General features: G+C 68.6%; 15 protein-coding genes. 2 read left to right on the forward strand and 13 right to left on the reverse strand.

The genetic code is table 11. The annotated features are described in order from the left end of the window. Positions 1–28: 28 nt before the first annotated feature. From ACFX4F_RS12300 to ACFX4F_RS12315, 4 genes are all read right to left on the reverse strand, one after another. Positions 29–352 carry an I78 family peptidase inhibitor gene (locus ACFX4F_RS12300; RefSeq protein WP_380655639.1) on the reverse strand — a complete coding sequence of 108 codons (324 nt, stop codon included), beginning with the start codon at positions 350–352 and terminating at the stop codon, positions 29–31. An 89-nt stretch (positions 353–441) separates the two neighbouring features. After that, positions 442–1461: a ribonuclease H-like domain-containing protein gene (locus ACFX4F_RS12305; RefSeq protein WP_380655641.1), complete on the reverse strand. Its 1020-nt coding sequence runs from the start codon at positions 1459–1461 to the stop codon at positions 442–444. Further along, entirely contained in the window at positions 1458–3947 is a 2490-nt protein-coding gene (locus tag ACFX4F_RS12310) for a DEAD/DEAH box helicase (protein ID WP_380655643.1), read from the reverse strand. Before ACFX4F_RS12310 ends, ACFX4F_RS12305 begins: the two co-directional genes overlap by 4 nt. Before the next feature lie 79 nt (positions 3948–4026). Beyond that, the gene (locus ACFX4F_RS12315) at positions 4027–5169 is read right to left on the reverse strand and encodes a hypothetical protein (RefSeq protein ID WP_380655646.1); all 1143 of its coding nucleotides are present in this window, start codon (positions 5167–5169) and stop codon (positions 4027–4029) included. A gap of 239 nt (positions 5170–5408) precedes the next feature. Between ACFX4F_RS12315 and ACFX4F_RS12320 the strand changes: the two genes are divergently transcribed. Together ACFX4F_RS12320 and ACFX4F_RS12325 are read left to right on the forward strand one after the other, a co-directional pair. Beyond that, positions 5409–5930, forward strand: a complete 522-nt coding sequence (locus ACFX4F_RS12320) for a hypothetical protein (RefSeq protein ID WP_380655649.1) — start codon at positions 5409–5411, stop codon at positions 5928–5930. A 37-nt stretch (positions 5931–5967) separates the two neighbouring features. Next, a complete protein-coding gene (locus ACFX4F_RS12325) occupies positions 5968–6642 on the forward strand; it encodes a hypothetical protein (RefSeq protein ID WP_380655651.1) in 675 nt (224 codons plus the stop codon). 121 nt (positions 6643–6763) lie between these two features. Here the strand turns inward: ACFX4F_RS12325 and ACFX4F_RS12330 are convergent, their stop codons facing one another. From ACFX4F_RS12330 to ACFX4F_RS12370, 9 genes are read right to left on the reverse strand one after another with little or no spacing between them, the layout of a single operon-like run. Then, a complete protein-coding gene (locus tag ACFX4F_RS12330) occupies positions 6764–8569 on the reverse strand; it encodes a hypothetical protein (protein ID WP_380655654.1) in 1806 nt (601 codons plus the stop codon). Further along, positions 8566–10731, reverse strand: coding sequence for a hypothetical protein (locus ACFX4F_RS12335; protein ID WP_380655656.1), 2166 nt, complete (start codon positions 10729–10731; stop codon positions 8566–8568). Before ACFX4F_RS12335 ends, ACFX4F_RS12330 begins: the two co-directional genes overlap by 4 nt. Continuing rightward, complete coding sequence (locus ACFX4F_RS12340) at positions 10728–11849, reverse strand: BatA domain-containing protein (protein WP_380655659.1); 1122 nt, start codon at positions 11847–11849, stop codon at positions 10728–10730. Before ACFX4F_RS12340 ends, ACFX4F_RS12335 begins: the two co-directional genes overlap by 4 nt. Continuing rightward, on the reverse strand, positions 11846–12742 hold the full coding sequence (locus ACFX4F_RS12345; protein ID WP_380655662.1) for a DUF58 domain-containing protein: 897 nt from the start codon (positions 12740–12742) through the stop codon (positions 11846–11848). The genes ACFX4F_RS12340 and ACFX4F_RS12345 overlap by 4 nt, the downstream gene beginning before the upstream one ends. A 7-nt stretch (positions 12743–12749) precedes the next feature. Continuing rightward, complete coding sequence (locus ACFX4F_RS12350) at positions 12750–13733, reverse strand: MoxR family ATPase (RefSeq protein ID WP_099819494.1); 984 nt, start codon at positions 13731–13733, stop codon at positions 12750–12752. 13 nt (positions 13734–13746) lie between these two features. After that, on the reverse strand, positions 13747–14454 hold the full coding sequence (locus tag ACFX4F_RS12355) for a DUF4159 domain-containing protein (protein ID WP_099819495.1): 708 nt from the start codon (positions 14452–14454) through the stop codon (positions 13747–13749). Then, complete coding sequence (locus ACFX4F_RS12360) at positions 14454–15788, reverse strand: TldD/PmbA family protein (protein ID WP_099819496.1); 1335 nt, start codon at positions 15786–15788, stop codon at positions 14454–14456. Before ACFX4F_RS12360 ends, ACFX4F_RS12355 begins: the two co-directional genes overlap by 1 nt. Positions 15789–15809: 21 nt before the next feature. After that, complete coding sequence (locus tag ACFX4F_RS12365) at positions 15810–17444, reverse strand: TldD/PmbA family protein (RefSeq protein WP_099819497.1); 1635 nt, start codon at positions 17442–17444, stop codon at positions 15810–15812. Positions 17445–17471: 27 nt separating this feature from the next. Continuing rightward, positions 17472–19103: a TldD/PmbA family protein gene (locus ACFX4F_RS12370; protein ID WP_380655668.1), complete on the reverse strand. Its 1632-nt coding sequence runs from the start codon at positions 19101–19103 to the stop codon at positions 17472–17474. Positions 19104–19387 lie beyond the last annotated feature (284 nt).

Genomic DNA, 19387 nt, shown 5'->3' on the forward strand with positions numbered 1-19387 from the left:
TGGCCCGGCGCTACCCGAAGGGCCCGGATCAGCCGCAGCTGGCGCGCTCGATGCGGTTCTGCGCGTCCACCTGCACGGTCACGCGGTCCTGGCGGAAGTCCATGGTGACCGCCATCCCCGGTTTGACCACGCGTGCATTGCGCGCGCCACTGTCGGTCACCAGCTTCTTGATCGTCGCTTCGTCGGCGGTCTTGCCGGTGAAGGCTTCCAACGCATCGGGCCTGCATTCCTGCGGGCCATCGGACACCTTGGCTGGCAGGCTGCCGACCTCGGCGGGGGCGTTGCCACCGGCATGGCTGCAGGCCGCCAGCGGCAGGATGGCCGCAAGCAGCAACAGGGAGGATCGACGCATGGCAGTACTCCTGGGTGACGTTCAGTAGCGGCAGTGTCGCCGGGACGTGTGTCAGCGATGTCAACGTGGCCTGAATCCGCCCTTCCCGATCATCCGCTTACCAGCGCCAGCGTCTCGCGCTCGCGCTGTTCCTCCCGCACCAGCCGCTGCAGCAGCAGCGCCAGGGTCACCACGTCCTGGTGGTTGTGGTCGGCCACTCGGCGCAGATTCACCGCATCGCCGCCGCGCAGGAAACGCAGCCACGCAGCGGGGGCTTCCGAACCGGGCAGATCATCCTCGCGCACCACACGCAGCAGTTGCCGCTCGATGGTGGACAGCTTGCAGTTCTCCCACGTACCGCGATAACGGCGGCGGGTGGGGTACAGCAGGTCGACGTGGTCCCGTGCAGTGATGGGATCGGCCTGCCGGGCCAACCGGTAACGCGTCTTCAGCAGTGGTGCGTCGTAGCTGCGGCCGTTGTAGCTGCAGAACACCGTATGTGGCTGCAGCCAGCGGGCGAAGGTGGCCAGCATGGCTTCTTCAGCGGCCATCGTGGAGATCAGCAACTGGCGGATGCGCAGGCCCTCGCCGCGCTGCGGGCACACGTGCCAGTCGGCGGCGCCGATCATGAAGGCGCGGGTGCCGGTGCCGCCGGCCAGGCCGGTGGTTTCGGTATCGAAGAACAGCAGGTCGCGCGCAGCCACGTGCTGGTCTTCGCGCTTGGCGAACGCCAGCGACAGCGGCATGGTGGGAATCGGCTGTGGCTGCAGCGACTCGATCAGGAACAGGCCGGGCGCGATCTCTTCACCGGGCAACTGCCGGTCCTGTGCACTGGCACGTGCCGGCGCCGGGCCGCCACGCGAGCGCATGCCGAGCAGGCGATGCAGGCTGCCGACCTCGGGCCGTCGCAGTGCTGGCGGCGCAGGCGTGGAGGTGGCGGTGCCGGTCGGCTTGTGGCGGATCTCCTGTTCCACCCAGGCAAACACCGAACGCTCGGCCGGTGGCTGCCGCGCATCGTTGGCGGCCACGGGGGCCGGTGGCGTGTCCTGCGCCGGCGCGGCAGGCGTGCCCGCTTTCGGGTCACCGGCCTGCTTCCGCAGCAGGCGCAGCTTGTCCAGGCTCAGGCTCACGGGGCGATCAGCTCCATCGGGTCGCGTGTGCTCACCACCACGTCGGCGACATGCTGGCAGGCATTTGCATCGAACAGGTCGAGCACGCGCAGCGCCAACGCACGCGGTGAGGTTTCGTCTTCTTCCTGCGCGGCCAGCACCGGGCCGACGCAGGCCGGACAACCCGCCCTGCAGTCGCAGCGCTGTACCAGTTCGCGCGCGCGTTGCACCAGCTCGGCCTGGCGCTGCCACAACGGCTCGCTCAGGCCGACGCCACCGGGGAAGTTGTCGTACAGGTACACGGTCGGCACGAACTCCTGCAGCAGTTCCACCGCGCCCGGCTCGCCATCGCTGCCACGCAGCTGGCCGCGGCCGCTCTGGTCGGCAATCGCGATCCAGGTGCCATCGCCGTTGCCCACCGACTTCTGCAGGTCGCGCGCATCGGCCATCACCGCCACCGTGGCGACGATGTGCAGCGCATAGGCCGCGCCGAGGAACCCATCCAGCGCATCCTGCTTGCTGGCGAAGGCGCGCAGCAGCAGCGCCTGCGGCAGCTGCCACCACACTGCGGTGGTGTGCAGTTCCTGGTCGGGCAGGTTGACCGGACCGTAGCCGATGTTCTCGTGGGTGTAGTAGCGGATCTTCTTGTAGCCGGCCACGCGGCGCACCACGTGTACTTCGCCATGGTGCGAATCGCCACGGCCGGCCACGCCACCATCGAAACGGTCCAGCACCTTGAGCTTGGTGAAGTCGATGCTGTCGGTGTAGTAGTCCACGTGGGTGCGGGTCACGTAGGCCTTGCGGCCTTCCCAGTCCAGCGTCTCCACCTGGTAGGGGGTGGACTGCACCATGTGGATGGCGCCTTCGTACAGGGTGAGCGCGGCAGCCGAATAGTCGACCTCGGCGATGATCTGCTGGCGGCCATCGCTGCGGTCGACCACCACGAAGTTGCCGTCGGCCACCGCGCGCAGGCTGACCGCGTTGGCCGGGTAGCTGTCGGCGATCCACTCCCAGCGCTCGCCTTCGCGATGGATCACCTCGGTTTCGGCCAGTGCTTCCAGGAACACTTCCGGATCGATCGGGCCGAAGCCATCGCCGACCCGGAACGGCAGCTCGAACGCCGCGCAGCGGATGTGGTCGAACAGGATCAACGGCTGGTCGGGCGCGATGCGCGCGTGTTCCGGCGACGCTTCGGCGAAGAAGTCCGGATGGCGCACCACGTACTGGTCCAGCGGCTGCGAGCTGGCCACCATCACCCCGAGGGCAGGCTGCTGGCGGCGGCCGGCGCGGCCGAAGCGCTGCCACGTAGCGGCCACGCTGCCGGGATAGCCGTTGAGGATCACCACGTCCAGGCTGCCGATGTCCACGCCCAGCTCCAGCGCCGAGGTGCTGACGATGCCGTCGATGTTGCCGGCACGCATCGCACGCTCGGTCTCGCGGCGCTCGGTGGGCAGGTAGCCGCCGCGGTACGCGCGGATGCGCGGTGGCTTGCGCGGGTCGTGGTCGAAGATGTCCTTCAGGTACTTGGTCAGCACCTCCACCATCAGCCGGGTCTGCGCGAATACCAGCGTTTTCAGCCCGGACTTGATCGCGATGCGGGCGATGCGGTTGCTCTGCGAGCGCGCCGAGGCACGCAGGCCCAGGTCGGGGTTGATCACCGGCGGGTTCCACAGCAGTACCTGCTTGGGGCCGCTGGGCGCGCCGGATTCGGTGATGGCAGTGACCGGCGCTTCGATCAGCGCCTCGGCATGCGCCTGCGGGTTGCCGATGGTGGCCGAGCACAGGATGAACTGCGGTTGCACCCCGTAGAACGCGCAGATGCGCTTGAGCCGGCGCAGCACGTTGGTGACGTGGCTGCCGAACACACCGCGATAGGTGTGCACTTCGTCGATGACGATGTAGCGCAGGTTCTCGAAGAACTGCGCCCACTTGGTGTGATGCGGCAGGATCGCCTGGTGCAGCATGTCCGGGTTGGAAACCACGATGTCGCCATGCAGGCGGATCGCCTGGCGTGCATCGCCGGGGGTGTCACCATCGAAGGTAAAGGCCTTCACCCCGAGGTCGCCGGCGCGGTTGAGCTCCAGCAGCTCGGCCACCTGGTCCTGGGCCAGTGCCTTGGTCGGGAACAGGTACAGCGCCTTGGCCTTGTCCTGCATGGCGGCGCTGACCACCGGCAGGGTGTAGCACAGCGACTTGCCGCTGGCGGTGGGGGTGACGATGGCCACGTGTTCACCGCGCTGGCTGGCCTCCCAGGCCTCGGCCTGGTGGCTGTACAGCTGCTCGATGCCGCGTGCCTTCAGTGCCGCCGCCAGGGCCGGTGGCACGGAATCGGGAATCGGCGCATAGCGGCCTTCGCGGCCGGGAATGGCGAAGCTGCCGGTGATGCGGTCCTGGTAGCGGCGCTGCAGGCGTGCGCTGAGCAGGGCGCCATCGCGGGCGGGCAGGCCATCGCGGGTAGCGAGCTGCTGCTCCGCATCGGCGGTGCGCTTGGCGAGTTCGTAGGCCATGGGAAGAGGATTTTCGGGGGATCACATGGCACCACAGATGGGTCTCAGCATGTGAGACACGGCGACTGGAGGGCGTGAATCATTCAGTGCCTGGGGCCGGGCGTGCCTCGAACGCGGCGCTACGCGCGGCAGTGCGGCTGACCGACCGACGAACGCACACAACGAGCATCAGCGCGTGCCAGGCCGCCGCCAACAGCGCGAACATCTGCCAGTGGAGTACGCCCGGCCAGCCCAGGTCCAGCCGCTGCGACAGGGGCGCCCAGAGGGCGCCAAGCACCAGCAGAAGCAGCAGCATGACGAGCCAGGCCAGATGCCGGAATCCCCCGCTGGACGGGTAGCGCAGCCGGTCGCTGGCCAGGCACCAGCTTGACCCTGCGGCCAGCACCTTGCCATCACCTTCGCGTACATCCAGGCGCAGCGCACGGCCGGTGGAGAATCCCGCGACGTCCAGCCACTCCCATGGAAGCTGCACGCGCAGGTCGCTGCCCAGCAGCCACGCCTGCGATGTCTGTGCGTTCCGCTGGTACGCGCGCAGGCGCCCTTGCACCTGCAGCACGCGCTGTGCCGTCGCCGGGCCCCTGCGGCGCGGTCGACCCAGCCAGACTGCCAGGCCGGCGAGGGCGAGCAGGGGTACACCTGACAGGTAGCTGACGTCATGCGGCAGGGACATGCAGAGCATGCCGGACGCATCGGCAGCGGCCCATAGCGCCAGCACCGCGATCAACAGCGCAGGCAGGCGCAGCCCGGGTCCGCGTCGCATCGCGATTTCTTCCGGCGTCTCCAGACGCTCGCCACGAAGCTGGCTGACGGCTGCAACCGGCCGCATTGCGGTCACATGGAATCCATTGAGACGCACCACAACGGCCCAGCGCTCGCCCAGCACCACTTCGGCGTCATTGTCCGCAGCAAGGTGTGGGCATGCCTGCCGCGGCAGCAGCACGGGAATGCCGCCCAGCAGGCCGTCGGAGACCGGGTAGTGGCGGCTGACGGCGCCTCCGGTGAACCTTCCGCGCAGTACCCGCACCTGGTCGCCATGGACGCAGCCGGTCAGTGCGCGCACCGTTGCCAGCGCCGTGTGTTCATCGGCCTCCAGCGTGCGCAGCACGCTGCTCCGGCGCAGCGAGGCCAACCCTGTGCGGACGCGGGACGTCCATTCGGCAACGGCGGCTACGATCATCGCCAGCAGCGAGGCGAGTACGACCAGCAGTGCAGCGCGGGACATCAGCGGCCGAACCGCTGCAGCGACATGGAGGTGGAGGGAGGTGCCATGGTCGACATCGGGGCGGGGAAACAGCGCAGCTTGTCGGCCCAGCGCCCCGATGGGAATGACGATTGTTGCAAACGTCGGCGCAGCAGCCGGGTCCGGTGAAGCGGGATACAGCCTGAACGCCCACGTGGTTGCCAACGAAATCTGAAGCCTGCATCCGTATCCTTGGCCGCTGGACGCAACCAACAGGGTGGATGGCTGTGGCACGACGTGGAACGCAGGGAGCACTTCTGGCCAGCCTGCTGCTGACCGGCATCGCGCAGGCGCAGCAGGCCGCGCCGGTGACGCCGCCCGATCCTGCGCCTGCTCCCCCTGTGGACGTACCGGCGGCAACCACCGCGCCGGTTTCCACCACCCTGCCGCAGGACAACGTCACCACGCTGGGTGAAGTGCGTGCGCTCAAGCCTGAAGACGACCAGCCGCTGGACCTGTACCGCTTCAAGAACCCGCTGAAGGCCGAGAACAACCGCTTCAGCCGCAACTGGAGCGAGCCGCCGTCGCCCGAACAGGTCAGCATGGCCGGTGGTTACATCATGATGGGCGTGGTCAAGGGGGTGATGGCGGCCGCGAAGGGAGTGAACAAGCTCACCGGTGGCCCGGACCAGATCCAGTCGGCCATCGCCCGGCCGCCACCGGAACTGAGCGCGGAGCAGCAGCGGCGCGCGCTGCAGTTCTGCGCGCAGCAGGACGGTTGCGGCGCGCCGCCGCAGAAGTAGGCGGTATCCTGCGGGCCTTCCCTTCGAGGCTGCCTGGATGCTGCGACGTACCCTGTTCCTGCTTGCGACGCTGAGCCCGCTTGGCGCATCCGCCAGCGACCTGACCGATGGCGGTTCCTGCCGCAATGGCGCGTTTCCTTCGGAACAATCGGGCTTTGCCCTGGCCAGGGTGGTCGGCACGCCACGCCTGTACCTGCTGGGCGACATGGATGGCTGTCCCGCGAAGGGCGAACCCGCCTGCCGCCAGCGCAGCTACGTGGTGAGTGGCGATACGGTGGTGACCGGGCGCGATCTTGGCGGCTACCGCTGCGCGTTCTTCCCGAACAAGGTGGGTGGCAGCGCAGGCTGGGTGGATCGCAGCAAGCTGCAGGCGTTGCCGGTGCCCGCGCCTACGCTGCAGGCCTGGTCGGGAGACTGGAAGGACAGTGACAACGGCCTGCGGATCCGCGTGCGCGACGGCCAGCTGCACGTGCAAGGCGATGCCTACTGGCCCTCGGCCAACCCGACGCCGGCCGAACGCCCGGGTGGCCCGAACATCGGCGCGGTGAGCGCGCAGGCGCTGCCGCGTGGTGCCCAGGTCGACTTCGTGGAGGACACCTGCACGGTGCACGCGCAGCTGCTGGGGGACGTGCTGATCGTGGCCGACAACAGCGAGTGCGGCGGCATGAACGTGCGCTTCAATGGAGTGTACCGGCGCGCGGCGAAACGTTGAACGGCGCATTCCGTCGATTCACGCATGGCGTCAGTAGATCCACGCCATGCGTGGAGGGTGTTTGCGATCCAATCGGTGGGGTCAGAGCCCTTTCGCACGCGAAAGGGATCCGACCCCGGAATCAGCGTCGTCGCTCAAGCCACCACAGCAGCGACGCGCACAGCACGAACGCCAGCCACCACGGCCAGCGCGGCCCCGGCACGCGCTGGTCCGCCTGCGCGGTGGCCGGTGCGGCAGCGGCCAGCCGCTGCGCGGTGGCATCGATCATCGCCTGCCGGTGCAGCGCCGGGGCCTGCTTCGGATCGAACACGTAGCGCCAGTGCGGGCGGTCGCCGTGCTGCAGGCGCTGCCAACCGGCCTGGCGCGGCCACCAGCCCGCGCATCGCGCTGTGCCGGTACCGCTGTCGACGATCAGCGGCACGCCCTCGCCGTGCGTGTCGAAGGCCTGCAGCGGTGCCTGCACGCCACACAGCGACTGGCGTTCGCCGGCCCAGGCCAGTGCCTGGGGCGACCATGGGCCTTCGCTACCGGGCTGCGCACGTGCCAGGGTGGCAAACACTGAGCTCCACAACTCGCCGTGGCGATCCTCGCGGCCGGCCAGTACCCAGCGCCAGCTGTCAGTGATCGGCAGCACGCCGATACGACCCTTGCCGACGGCGCGCCAACCGCCGATGGGCTTGCCGTCGCGATCCTGCAGCAGGGCGCGGCTGTCGACTGCCTGCAGCGCCAGGGACTCCAGCGCCGGCAGTGCCGCTGCGTGCGACGCGCGGTCGGCTTCTTCGCCGTCACCGGTGGCCAGGGTGCCGGCGGCCAAGGGCCCGCGACGTGCCTGCAGCATCGTGGCGTCACCCTCGGCGGCCATTGCCGCGAGCTGGCTGCCGGCATCGCCCTGCAACGGCAGGCCCAGATCGCGCAGGCGTTGCCGTGCGCTGGCCGATGGCGCGCCGGTACTGCGCACCAGCAGGCCCAGGCCGTCGCGCAGGGCTTGGCGCACGGCCGCCATCTGACCGGCGCCGAGTGCGCCCAGGCTGCGTTCATCGAGCAGCAGCAGGTCGCTGCGCGCCAGCGTGGCCGCGTCCAACGCCACGTTGCCGTCGCCCAGGCTGAGGCCCGCACCGGTCTCGGCCTGCAGCTGCACGCGGATGCCGGCATCGGTGGCCCAGCGGCGCAGGTACTTCAGTTCGGCGCCCGGTGCGGCAGAGCGCACCAGCAGGCGCAGCGGAGCGGCGGCCAGCGTCTGCTGCGGCACCGGCACGCTGTCGGCAACATGGCCCTGCGCATCCAGCAGGCGCAGCTGGAACACGCTACGGCCTTCGGCGCGGGCGACGCCGCTGAGCTGCACACGGCCATCGGCTGCCAGCGGTGCACGATCGACCACCGCGCCGGCCGGGTCCAGCAGCTCGGCCTGCGCGCGTTCCACGCCGTGTGCCTGTGCGTGCACATCGAAGCGCGCTCCGGGAGCTGCGTCCGCAGGCGGCTGCAGAGCGATCCATCCATTGGGTGCAGGCGCTGCCTGCCAGCGCGTATCGGTGGGCAGTGCGGCATCGCGATCACGCGCGGCCAGGCCGGCTCCGACCAGGGTCACCGTGGAGGACGGATAACGGCGCAATGCGGTGGCCAGGTCCGGCACGCGCGCTGCACCGGCCATGGCCGGTGCTTCCGGCAGCAGTACTCGGGTGGCGCCGGCCGGCAGCGCACCCGCCTTGTCGGCCTCGGCGCCGATCACCACCAGGCCGGTCAGGGCAACGCGTTGTGATGGCGGCAGCAGGCAGACGTACAGCAGCGCAGCGGCGGCGGCCTGCAGCGTGAGTACGGCGATCAGATGGCCGCGACCGTGCGTGGGCGAACGCAGCTGGCGCGCACTGGCGACGAGCACGATCAGTCCCAGCACGAGCGCGATCCACACATTCAATGCCGATGCGCTCATGGCTGCGCCTCCAGCGCGTCGAGGTAGCGCTGCCCCATGGCATCGGCTGCACTGCGTCGCATCACCTGCGGCAGGGGCCGCTGCAGTGCGCGCCACAGCTGCGCACGCAGGCGCTGTCGGCACTCGGTGCAGCCGGGTTCGATGCGCAGTTGCTCGATGGCGGCAGCCAGGTCCAGTGCGTCGGGCAGGAAAGCGCTGTTGCGCTGCTGCCAGGCGGCCAGCAGGTCCAGGTCAGGCGTGCCGTCCTCGTCGCCCAATCGCTGCCAGGCCTCGACCACGGCCGGGTCAGGGGGCGTGCGTGCGGCCAGCGGCAGTGCGCGGCTGGCCAACCCGGCACGGTCGCCACTCAGGCGTCGGCCCTCGTCGATCGGCGGCAGCTCCGGGCCTACACGGGCCAGGTAGATGCGCTCGGCCTGCTGCACCTGCTTGATGAAGGCCAGCGCTTTGTAGGCAAACGGCAGGGCCTGCTCGGGGCGCCCCTGGCGCAGTTCGCCTTCGGCCGACCACATCTGGTCCAGCGCTGCCTTCAGTGTGGCGCGCGTCTGCGGGTCAAGCAGCGTCGCCGCCTCGGCGTGGTCGTGGGTATGCCCGTACTCGGACAGCACGTCGGCGGCGCTGCCGAACACCGGTGGCGTGTCGCTGCCGCTGGCTGCGCCGCCGTGGTCGTGGCCGTGCTCGTCGTGTGCGCCGGCCTGCACCTCGTGATCGTGCTCACGCTCGTCGTCGTGCGTGTCGGCCGCGGGCGTATCGCTGGTGGGCAGGTCGCTGGTCGGCGGTGGCTTCGGCGCGCCCTCGCTTTCCTCGCCCAGGAACTGGCCGTAGCGCAGGCGCAGGATGCGCTGGTCGACGCCGATCGCATCGCTGCGCTTGACGAAGGTATCGGCGGCGACGGCCCGGCGTTCGCGGATCAACGCCTCGGCATCGATGATGATCTGCCGCTGGCTGCGGAAGTACGCAGGCAGGGTCTTCTTGATACGGCCTTCCAGTTCGGCACCCAGCACCGCTTCGGTGCTGGGCAGGCGCAGGATCACGCTGCTGCTGCGGCCGACCTGTGCTGTCGGCGCGTGGTTGTCGCGCACTTCCAGCTGGGCGATCACATCGTTGCCGGGCTGTGCGCCCAGAGCGGCCAGGTCGAGGGTGTGGGCAAAGCGCCGTGCCGTGGCCTCGCCGCTGCCGTTCAGGGTCACGCTGCGCCGGACGAAGGTGATGTTCTCGCCGCTGCCCTGGGTGGTGGTGATCGACAGCGTCGCCTGCGGGAGGACGCCATGATCGTCGCTGGCCTCGAAGCGCAGCGCCCACTGCCGCTGCCCGGGGCTGCCCAGCACCAGGCTGGCAGCAGGGTCGATCACACGCACCGTGGGCGCACGGTCGGCCACCACGTCGAGCCGATGCAGGCGGGTGTCGGCCAGTGCAGGTTCGCTGACCACGCGATACAGCAGCGGGGTGCGTGCCACGTCCTGCGCCTGCCATTCACCGTCGTGCTCGCGCAATGGCAGGCGACGGCCATCGTGAAACTGCAGCCAGGCCTTGCTGGGTGCACGGTCGAAGCGCAGCGACCAGGACAGGCGACTGTCGGCGGCGACCTTGGCGTCGAGCGCGTTCTGCGTACGCGTGGGTTGGCCGGTGTAGGCCGGTGCATCGATGTGCAGGCGGGTGGACTGCAGGCGCAGTGGACCGGCCTTGGCGTCGCTTTGCGGTGTCGCAAGGGCGGCGGTGCGCGGTGCGGCGTTGTGCGGCCAGCCCAGCGCCAGCCCAGCGACGGCGATGCCGCCGATCCAGCACAGCGCCACTGCCCTGCGCGGCCAGCGCGGTCGCAGCTCGGGGAGGTTGCGTTCAAGCGCCGCCAGCACGTGCGTGCGCTGGCGTTGCTGCAACGGGTTGAGCGCAGCGACATCAGCGAACAGCAGGTCGGCGCTGTCCTCGCTGGCACCACTGGCATCCAGCCTGCGCTGCAGCCAGCGCCGGTCCAGCTGCCGGGCGCGGGTCGTTGCCACGGCCGCAATGAGGAGCAGGGCCACGGTCGCCACGACGCAGGCGATATCAAAACCCGACAGGCGCAGCGCCAGTGCCGCCGCCGCCAACGCCCATGGCAGGCCCAGCAGCACGGTGATCGCGGCCCGGCGCCGGCGTGCGCGTTGCCATGCCTGTTGCAGCGTCTTCATGGGGCAGCCCTGCGTCGCGCGCTGCTCGCCATCCAGCGCTCAAGCGCGAACAGCAGCACGATCATCAGCAGCAGCCAGGAGGTCGGTTCACGCAGGGGCGGCGTTGCCGCGGGCAACGTCGCGCGACGTGGTGCCTGGTCCTGCGCATCACCGAGGTGCGGGGTCGATGGCGGTTGCAGGGCCTGCAGCAGGTCGCGCGGCAGGCGGTCATCGCGCAGTGCACGGTTGCGGGCCACGTTCCATTCGCCGGGAAGATGCAGCAGGCGGCCCGTGCCGATGCGCTGCTGCCACAGCAGCGGTGCATTGTCTGCATCACGCAGCAGGACGGCTGCGCCCGCGGGCGGCTTGGCAGCGGTCAGCACCGTGCCGCCCTGCTGCAGCCACTGCTGCCAGGTGCCAGGCAGTACATCGGCGCCGGTCCACACGCCAATCTCGCCGCGACCCGGCAACGCATCGTCGGCCAGGGGCGCAGCCAGCGGTTGCGTACTCCATGCGCGCTGCAACGCGCCCAGCCAGTGCTGCGCTGCCGCTGGGGCATCACTACGCGTACGCAGGCGTGGCGCCACGGCGGCGTGCGGCACTGCAGTGACGGCCAGCGTGTGCGGCTGCCACTGCACCTCGCGCGACAGCTGCAGGCGGGCACCATCAAGGCCGGGCAAGGGATCGGGTACGTGTACGGTCAGCGCGGTGCCGGCCGGCAGCTGCGCATCCAGCTCGCGCAGCAGGCTGGGCAGCGAAGCAACGTCTACTGGCGTGGACTGGTCGATGGGCGGGAAGCCCGGCGCCAGCCAATGCCAGTTGCGTGCATCGGCGCTGCTGCGCAGTGCGGTCGCGTCCAGGCCCGGTGCCACCACCGTCCACGCCGCTGGCACCGGTTTAGGACCGGTCAGTGCTGGGCGCGCCAGCAGCAGGGCCAATGCGGCCAGCAACAGCAGGCGCACCAGCAACAGCGGCCAATCATCGAAGCGGATGCGCTGGCGTGGCCGTACCTGGGCGCGCAGCCAGCGCAGCGCGGCGAAATCCAGCGGCGTATAGGGATGACGACGGGCGAGGTGGATCAGCAGTGGCAACAGCCATGCGGCCAGCGCCGCCAGGCCCAGCGGAAACAGCAGGCTCATGCGCCGCCCCTGCGGCCGAACAGCGCCTGCAGCGGCTGGTCCAGCGGCTGGTCGAGCCAACCGGTGGCGATGGCGATGCCACTGGACTGCAACCGCGCCCGCAGCGCGGCATGGGCCTCGGCGAAGCGCTGCAGGTAGTCGGCGCGGATCGCGGCGCCATCGCCCAGCAGTTCCTCGCCCGTTTCCGGATCGCGGAAGCGGTGACCTGCATCGAAGGGGAAATCGCGTTCGTCGGCGGTCAGCACCTGCAGCAGCATCACCTCGCGGCGCGCGCTGGCCAGCTGCTCCAGCAGCACGATGCCCGCGTCATCGAAGCCATCGCCGATGGCCAGCAGCAGATCGCCAGGGCGCACGCGTTCCCACAACGGTCGCAGGCGCTCGGCGGCCGGCCATCCGCCACGCGCCTGCAGGGCATGCAGTTGCAGGTGCACCCGGTCGCGCTGGCGCGCGCCATGCGCGGCCGGTACCAGTTGCAGGCCTTCGCCATCGATGGCCAGCAGGCCGAAGCGATCACCCTGCTGCAGCGCCAGCTCGACCACGCAGGCTGCCAGTTGCCGCATGTGGTCCAGGCGGCTGCGTGCCGGTGCCGCGCGATCGGCCTGGGCCGCCGAGGCAGTGGCATCGAGCAGCAGCCAGACGGTGATCGGGCTTTCGCGCTCGGATTCACGCACGAAGAAGCGGTCCGAGCGCGCGTACAGCTTCCAGTCGATCTGGCGCAGTTCGTCGCCGGGCTCGTAGGCACGGTACTGGGCGAACTCGAGGCCGGCACCGCGGCTGCGGCTGGCGTGCTGGCCGATGCCGCTTGCACCGCTGGCCAGGCGCGGTCGCAGCCGCAGCGCACGCAGCCGCGCACGCAGGTCGGGTGGCAGCAGCAGCGGCGTGCCGGCGGTCACCAGTGGATCAACCCGGGAATGGAACGGCCTGCAGCAGTGCGGCGACCACATCGTCAGCCCGTTTCTGCTCGGCCTCGGCGGCGAAGGACAGCAGCAGGCGATGACGCATCACCGGTGCGGCCAGCGCCTGCACATCCTCGCGGGTGGCGGCGAAACGTCCCTGCAGCAGTGCGCGCGCCTTGGCGGCCAGCACCAGCGACTGCCCGGCACGCGGGCCCGCACCCCATTTCACCCACTGGTTGATCGCCGCCGGTGCGCCCTCGCCGGGACGGCTGGCGCGGACCAGACGGGTGATCCAGGCCAGCACGTCGGGGCTGACATGCACCTGGCGTACCGCCGCCTGCAGCGCGATCACCGCGTCGGCATCCATCACCTTGGGCACGCTTCCAGTGGCCCTACCGGTGGTCTGTTCCAGGATCTGCCGCTCTTCTTCCTCGCTGGGGTAATCGACCAGCACGTGCAGCAGGAAGCGATCCAGCTGTGCTTCGGGCAAGGGGTAGGTACCGGCCTGTTCGATCGGATTCTGCGTGGCCAGCACGAAGAACGGTGCCGGCAACGTGTAGGTCGTGCCGGCGTAGCTGACCGTGCGTTCCTGCATCGCTTCCAGCAGCGCTGCCTGGGTCTTGGGCGGGGTACGGTTGAGCTCGTCGGCCAACAGCAGGTTGGTGAAGATCGGGCCCTGCTGGAAGCGGAAATGGCGATGGCCGGTACCGTGGTCTTCTTCCAGCAGTTCGGTGCCGAGGATGTCGCTGGGCATCAGGTCCGGGGTGAACTGCACGCGCCGGAACTGCAGTTCCAGTGCCTGCCCCAGCGAGCGCACCAGCAGGGTCTTGCCCAGCCCCGGCGCGCCTTCCAGCAGGCAGTGGCCACCGGCCAGCAGGCCGATCAGCAACTGCTCGACCACCGCGTGCTGGCCGACCACGGCGTGGGCGAGCGCAGCGCGCAGATCGTGCAGGCGCGGCAGCAGGGAATCGAGGTCGGGGGAGGTCATGGGCGTGGTCCGTTCAATTGTTCAATGCGTACATCACGATGTTGACGCCAAAGCGGGTGTTGTCTTCGGCCAGGAAACGCTTGTTGCGCCAGTCGTAGTCCCACTCGCAGCCGTAGTCCTTGTTGCTGTAGAGCAGCCCCAGCCGGCCATCGACCTCGATGCCCTTCAGGTAGTCGTGTACCAGGTCATCGCCCCAGCCGTTGAGCTCGAAGCTGGTGGCCGGCGGGCCGTCGGGGAAACGGAAGAAACTGCGGTACAGCGGGTGGCTGTTGGGCAGCTTCTGCAGTGCTTTGGGACCAAACAGGCGACCCATCTGCGCTTCGAACGAGGTGGCGAACAGGCCGTCGATATCGTGGTTGCAGTCATCGACGAAGACGAAGCCGCCATTACGCACATAGCGCACGAAGTTCTGCCGTTCGGCGGCGTTGAACTCGACCAGGGTGTGCCCGGCCAGGTAGCAGAACGGCGCCTCCAGCATGCGCGGGTCGGCCAGGGCCACCACGCGTTCCTGCGGGTCCACCCGCAGGGAGGTGTAGTCGATCAGCGAGGTGATCAGGTTGGACGGCATGCGCGCGTCCACGTCCCAGTCGCCGGAGTCGTACTGCAGGCGGGTGAACCAGAAGTCGTAGCGTGAACTGCGCGGGCCTGCCTGCGCCCATGCCGGCAGGGCTGCCGCCGAAGCGGCAGCGGCCAACCAGCGCAGGCAGGCCCGGCGATCCATCAGACCGCGTCGGACAACGAGGTAAAGGTGAAATCGCGCAGCTTCATCGGCGGGATCATCATCACGAAGCTGGATTCGTCACCGGCCACGCGCACCGGCTTGCCCAGCTCTTCGATGTTGTTGAGCATGATCACCGGCGATTCGTTGAAGCGGAAGTTCTTCACCGGGTACTTGATCTGCCCGTTCTCGATGTAGAAGGTGCCATCGCGGGTCAGGCCGGTCAGCAGCACGGTCTGCGGATCGACCATGCGGATGTACCAGGTGCGGGTGACCAGGATGCCCTTCTGGGTGCCGCGCACCAGCTCGGCGGTGTTCTTGTCGCCACCACTCATCAGCAGGTTGCCGGGCGTGGCCTTGGCGGTCTTGCCCTGCTTCTGCGCCCAGAAGCGCGAATAGTCGAGGTTGGCGATCTTGCCGTTCTCGATGATGGCGATGCGCTCGCGCGGCATGCCTTCGCCATCCCATGGCAGCACCGGCGCTTCCGGGTGCCACGGGTCGGCATGCATGTTCACGCGCGGATCGTAGACCTGCTCGCCCAGCTTGTTGCCGCCGCCCTTCTTGGACAGGAAGCTGCGGCCTTCATCGGCCGAGCGCGCGCTGAAGAAATTCATCATGAAGCTGATCAGGCCCGCGGCCGCCGCCGGCTCCAGGATCACCGTGTACTTGCCGGGTTCCAGCGCCTTGGCTTCCTGCGACTCGGTCGCCTTGCGCATCGCGATGCGGATGTCCTGGTCGGCCTTGAAGTCGGCCGCGTCCTTCAGGTTGCGACCCACCCAGCCCGAACCACGGCCGTCTTCGGTGCGCACGGTGCAGGTGTAGTCGAAGTTGGTGGTGCGCTGGTAGCCGAAGTTGCCGTTGCTGTTGGCCGTAGCGTAGAAGCCCTGGCCGTCTTCGAGGAAGCCTGCAGCGATCAGCCCGTTGCCTCGGCACGGCGCGATCGAATCGGCGGCGACCTTGGCGCGGAAGGCCGGATCGATGGCGGCAGTGGATTCGCTGAAGGTCGGGCTGGCGCGATAGCTCTGCTTGCCGATGGCCGGCATGAACTCCGGGTTCTCCGGGGCCAGCCGGGCCAGATCTTCGGCGCGGCGGACCACGCGCTGCAGCGCGGCGTCGTCGAACTCGTTGATCGAAGCGGTACCCACGCGCTTGCCGAAGGCCACGGTAACGGCCAGTTCGGTGTTGTCGACGATGCCGCTGGTGGACACATTGTTCAGGGCGAAACGGATGTTGCCGTTGATCGACCCGGCCAGTACGGCGGTGCACTCATCGGCCTTGGACAGGGCGATGACCTTGTCGAGGATGGCCTTGGCCTGGGCTTCGGTGAAGATACTCATGGTGTAAGGGCTCCTGACCGATCAGCCGAGGCTGCGTGCGGTGTTGATGACGTTGATGCCGTTGAAGCGCGCGGTCGAAGACCCGTGCGAGACCGCCGAGACCTGGCCGGGCTGGCCCTTGCCGTCGAAGAATGAACCGCCCAGGCGGTAGTCGCGCTCGTCGGCCACGGCAGTGCAGGCATTCCAGAACTCCGGGGTGCGGATCTGGTAGGCCACGTCCTCAAGCATGCGGGTGATCTTTCCGTTCTTGATCTCGTAGAACAGCTGGCCGCCGAACTGCGCGTTGTAGCGCTGCTGGTCGATCGAGAACGAACCGTCACCGATGATGTAGATGCCGTTCTCCACGTCCTTGATCATGTCCGACACGCTCAGCGGCGACTTGCCCGGCGCCATCGACACGTTGGCCATGCGCTGGAACTGCACGCTGGACCACGAGTCGGCGTAGCAGCAGCCATCGGATTCGGTCTTGCCGAGGATGTGGGCCTGGTCGCGGATGGTCTGGTAGTCCACCAGCTTGCCGTTGCTGATCAGGTCCCAGCGCTTGCACTTCACGCCTTCATCGTCGTACGCCACCGCGCCGAGGCTGCCCGGCTGGGTCTTGTCGGCGAAGATGTTCACGTGTTCGCTGCCGTACTGGAAGTGCTGCTCGCGCTTGTCCAGGGTGGCGAAGCTGGTACCGGCATAGTTGGCTTCGTAGCCGAGCACGCGGTCCAGTTCCAGCGGATGGCCGATCGACTCGTGGATGGTCAGCCAGGTGTGCGACGGATCCAGGACCAGGTCGTACTTGCCAGGCTTCACCGACGGCGCCTTCAGCTTCTCCTGCGCCTGCTTGGCCGCTGCGATGGCATCTTCCTTCATGTCGTAGGACGAGCTGTAGTTGACCACGCCGTTGGGCGTCAGCACCTTGCCGGCAGGGGCGCCATCCAGATACTCATAGCCCAGGCCCATCGGCGCGGACAGCCCTTCGCGGGTGCGGAACTTGCCGCTGGCCTTGTCGATGGCGGTGATTGTCATCGGTGCCCAGATGCGGTGCACGTCCTGGTCGATGTAGGAGCCGTCGGTGGAGGCGAAGTACTTCTGCTCGTTCACCAGGAACAGCATCGAATTGATGAAGCTGGCGCCAGCGCCCATCGCCGCGGCGTTGACGTCCAGCAGCAGGTCGACCTTCTCCTTGATCGGTACCTCCATCGCATTCTTGCGGATCGGCGTCTTCCAGCTGACCTCGCCCACACCCGGCGCCTTGGCCAGCTGCACCGGCGCGGTCTGCACGCCCGCGTTGGCCTTGGCGATGGCTGCGGCCTGCTGCGCGGCACGGGCCACGTCGGCAGTGCTGAGCGCATTGGTGGCGGCAAAGCCCCAGGCGCCGTTGACGATCACGCGGATGCCGACACCGGTGGACTCGGTGTTGACCACGTTCTGCACCTTGTCTTCGCGGGTGATCACGAACTGCCGCAGGTAGCGGCCGATGCGCACGTCGCAGTAGGTGGCGCCGGCGCCGCGTGCGGCCTGCAGGGCGGCATCGGCCAGGCGCTTCTTCAGCGCGGGGTCGAGGCTGGACTGCAGCTGCTCGGCGGCGATCGCCTTGCCGAAGAACGACGGCACGATCAGGCCGCCAGCGGTAAGCCCGGTCAGGGCCAGGAAGTCACGTCTGTGCAAGGCTGCTCTCCATGAAGGACGGGTGGCTCAAGCGCCGAGACTGCGCGCGGTGTTGATGATGTTGATGCCGTTGAAACGGGTGGTGGACGAACCGTGCGAGACCGCCGACACCTGGCCGGGTTGGCCCTTGCCGTCGAAGAACGAGCCGCCCAGGCGGAAGTCGCGTTCATCGCAGATGGCGCTGCAGGCGTTCCAGAACTCCGGCGTGCGGATCTGGTAGGCCGCATCCTCGACCATGCCGGTGATCTTTCCGTTCTTGATCTGGTAGTACAGCTGGCCGCCGAACTGCGCGTTGTAGCGCTGCTGGTCGATGGAATAGGAGCCACGGCCGTGGATGTAGATGCCGTTCTCCACGTCCTTGACCATGTCCTCGACGCTCAGCGGCGCCTTGCCCGGTGCCAGCGAGACATTGGCCATGCGCTGGAACTGCACGCTGGACCACGAGTCGGCATAGCTGCAGCCATGCGAGGCGTCGCGGCCGAGGATGTGCGCTTCATCGCGGGTGGCCTGGTAATCGACCAGGATGCCGTCGCGCACCAGGTCCCAGCGCTGGGTCTTCACCCCTTCGTCGTCGTAGCCGACCGCACCGAGGCTGCCCGGCTGGGTCTTGTCGGCGAAGAAGGTGACGATGTCGCTGCCCCAGCGGAAACCGGCATCGCGCTTGTCCAGCGTGGCGAAGCTGGTGCCGGCGTAGTTGGCTTCGTAGCCGAGCACGCGGTCCAGCTCCAGCGGATGACCGACGTTCTCGTGGATGGTCAGGAACAGGTTGGACGGATCCAGCACCAGGTCGTACTTGCCGGGCTTCACCGACGGCGCCTTCAGCTTCTCGCGTGCGTGGCGGGCGGCGGCGATGGCGTCCTCGACCGGGTCATAGGAATCGCGGTAGGCAGTGATGCCACCGGGCAGCTGCACCTTCCCGCGCGCGTCCCCGTCGAGGAACTCGTAGCCCATGCCCATCGGCGAGGACAGACCGGCGCGGGTGCGGAACTTGCCGCTGGCCTTGTCGATGGCGGTGGCGGTGAACGGCAGCCAGATGCGGTGGATGTCCTGGTCGATGAACGAGCCGTCGCTGGAGGCGAAGTACTTCTGTTCGTTGACCAGGAACAGGGTGGAATTGATGTAGTCGGCGCCCGCATTCAGCGCGGCCGCATTGAGCGACAGCAGCAGCTCGACCTTGTCCTGGATCGGCACTTCCATCGCATTGCGGCGGATCGGCGTCTGCCAACGCACCTCGCCCACCGCCGGGGTGGGTGCCAGCTGCACCGGGCGGGTCTGGATGCTGGCGTTGGCGCGGGCGATGGCCGTGGCCTGCTCGACGGCGGTGCGCACTGCCGCTTCGGTCTGCTGGTGAGTGGCGGCGAACCCCCAGGCCCCGTTGACGATCACCCGCACGCCCACACCGGAGGACTCGCGGTTGGTCACGTTGCCGACCTGGTGTTCGCGGGTGATCACCGACTGGTTGAGGTAGCGGCCGATGCGCACGTCGCAGTAGCTGGCCTTGGCCGCGCGTGCGGCGGCAAGGGCGACCTCGGCCAGGCGTCGGCGTTTGGCCGGGTCGACCGGGACCAGCAACTGCTCGGCGGCGATCAGCCGCGAATGCGGCAGGACCAGGCCCGCCAGGCCCAGACCGGAAAATGCCAGGAACTCACGTCGTTGCACTGCGTCTCTCTCTCACTTCCGTGCGGCCGGCAAAGGACCGATCCGATCACGTCAACTCCTCGACTTTCGCCAGCAGCGGCCATTCGGGCAAGTGACTGCAGTCATGGTAGGGGTGGGTTTCGGCAGGGCTGCGCCCTGCACCTGCAGAGGCCAGGGCCAGAGCAACGTCAAAAGCTGGCATTCCGTGGGATGGTGGGGCGGTGTCGGATTGCGGGGACGCCGCAAGTACGTCCCTGTAGGCTTGGCCGCGGCATCCATGCCGCGGACACCCCGCAATCCGACAC

The organism is Stenotrophomonas sp. YIM B13575 (assembly GCF_042787595.1).
GTDB classification, from domain to species: Bacteria; Pseudomonadota; Gammaproteobacteria; order Xanthomonadales; family Xanthomonadaceae; genus Stenotrophomonas; species Stenotrophomonas lactitubi_B.

Excerpts from the sequence above, each read along its gene's own strand:
- ACFX4F_RS12300 (WP_380655639.1), bottom strand. The coding sequence starts at position 352 with ATGCGTCGATCCTCCCTGTTGCTGCTTGCGGCCATCCTGCCGCTGGCG.
- ACFX4F_RS12315 (WP_380655646.1), bottom strand. The coding sequence starts at position 5,169 with ATGTCCCGCGCTGCACTGCTGGTCGTACTCGCCTCGCTGCTGGCGATG.
- ACFX4F_RS12325 (WP_380655651.1), top strand. The coding sequence starts at position 5,968 with ATGCTGCGACGTACCCTGTTCCTGCTTGCGACGCTGAGCCCGCTTGGC.
- ACFX4F_RS12335 (WP_380655656.1), bottom strand. The coding sequence starts at position 10,731 with ATGAAGACGCTGCAACAGGCATGGCAACGCGCACGCCGGCGCCGGGCC.
- ACFX4F_RS12355 (WP_099819495.1), bottom strand. The coding sequence starts at position 14,454 with ATGGATCGCCGGGCCTGCCTGCGCTGGTTGGCCGCTGCCGCTTCGGCG.
- ACFX4F_RS12320 (WP_380655649.1), top strand. The coding sequence starts at position 5,409 with ATGGCTGTGGCACGACGTGGAACGCAGGGAGCACTTCTGGCCAGCCTG.
- ACFX4F_RS12310 (WP_380655643.1), bottom strand. The coding sequence starts at position 3,947 with ATGGCCTACGAACTCGCCAAGCGCACCGCCGATGCGGAGCAGCAGCTC.
- ACFX4F_RS12330 (WP_380655654.1), bottom strand. The coding sequence starts at position 8,569 with ATGAGCGCATCGGCATTGAATGTGTGGATCGCGCTCGTGCTGGGACTG.
- ACFX4F_RS12340 (WP_380655659.1), bottom strand. The coding sequence starts at position 11,849 with ATGAGCCTGCTGTTTCCGCTGGGCCTGGCGGCGCTGGCCGCATGGCTG.
- ACFX4F_RS12350 (WP_099819494.1), bottom strand. The coding sequence starts at position 13,733 with ATGACCTCCCCCGACCTCGATTCCCTGCTGCCGCGCCTGCACGATCTG.
- ACFX4F_RS12360 (WP_099819496.1), bottom strand. The coding sequence starts at position 15,788 with ATGAGTATCTTCACCGAAGCCCAGGCCAAGGCCATCCTCGACAAGGTC.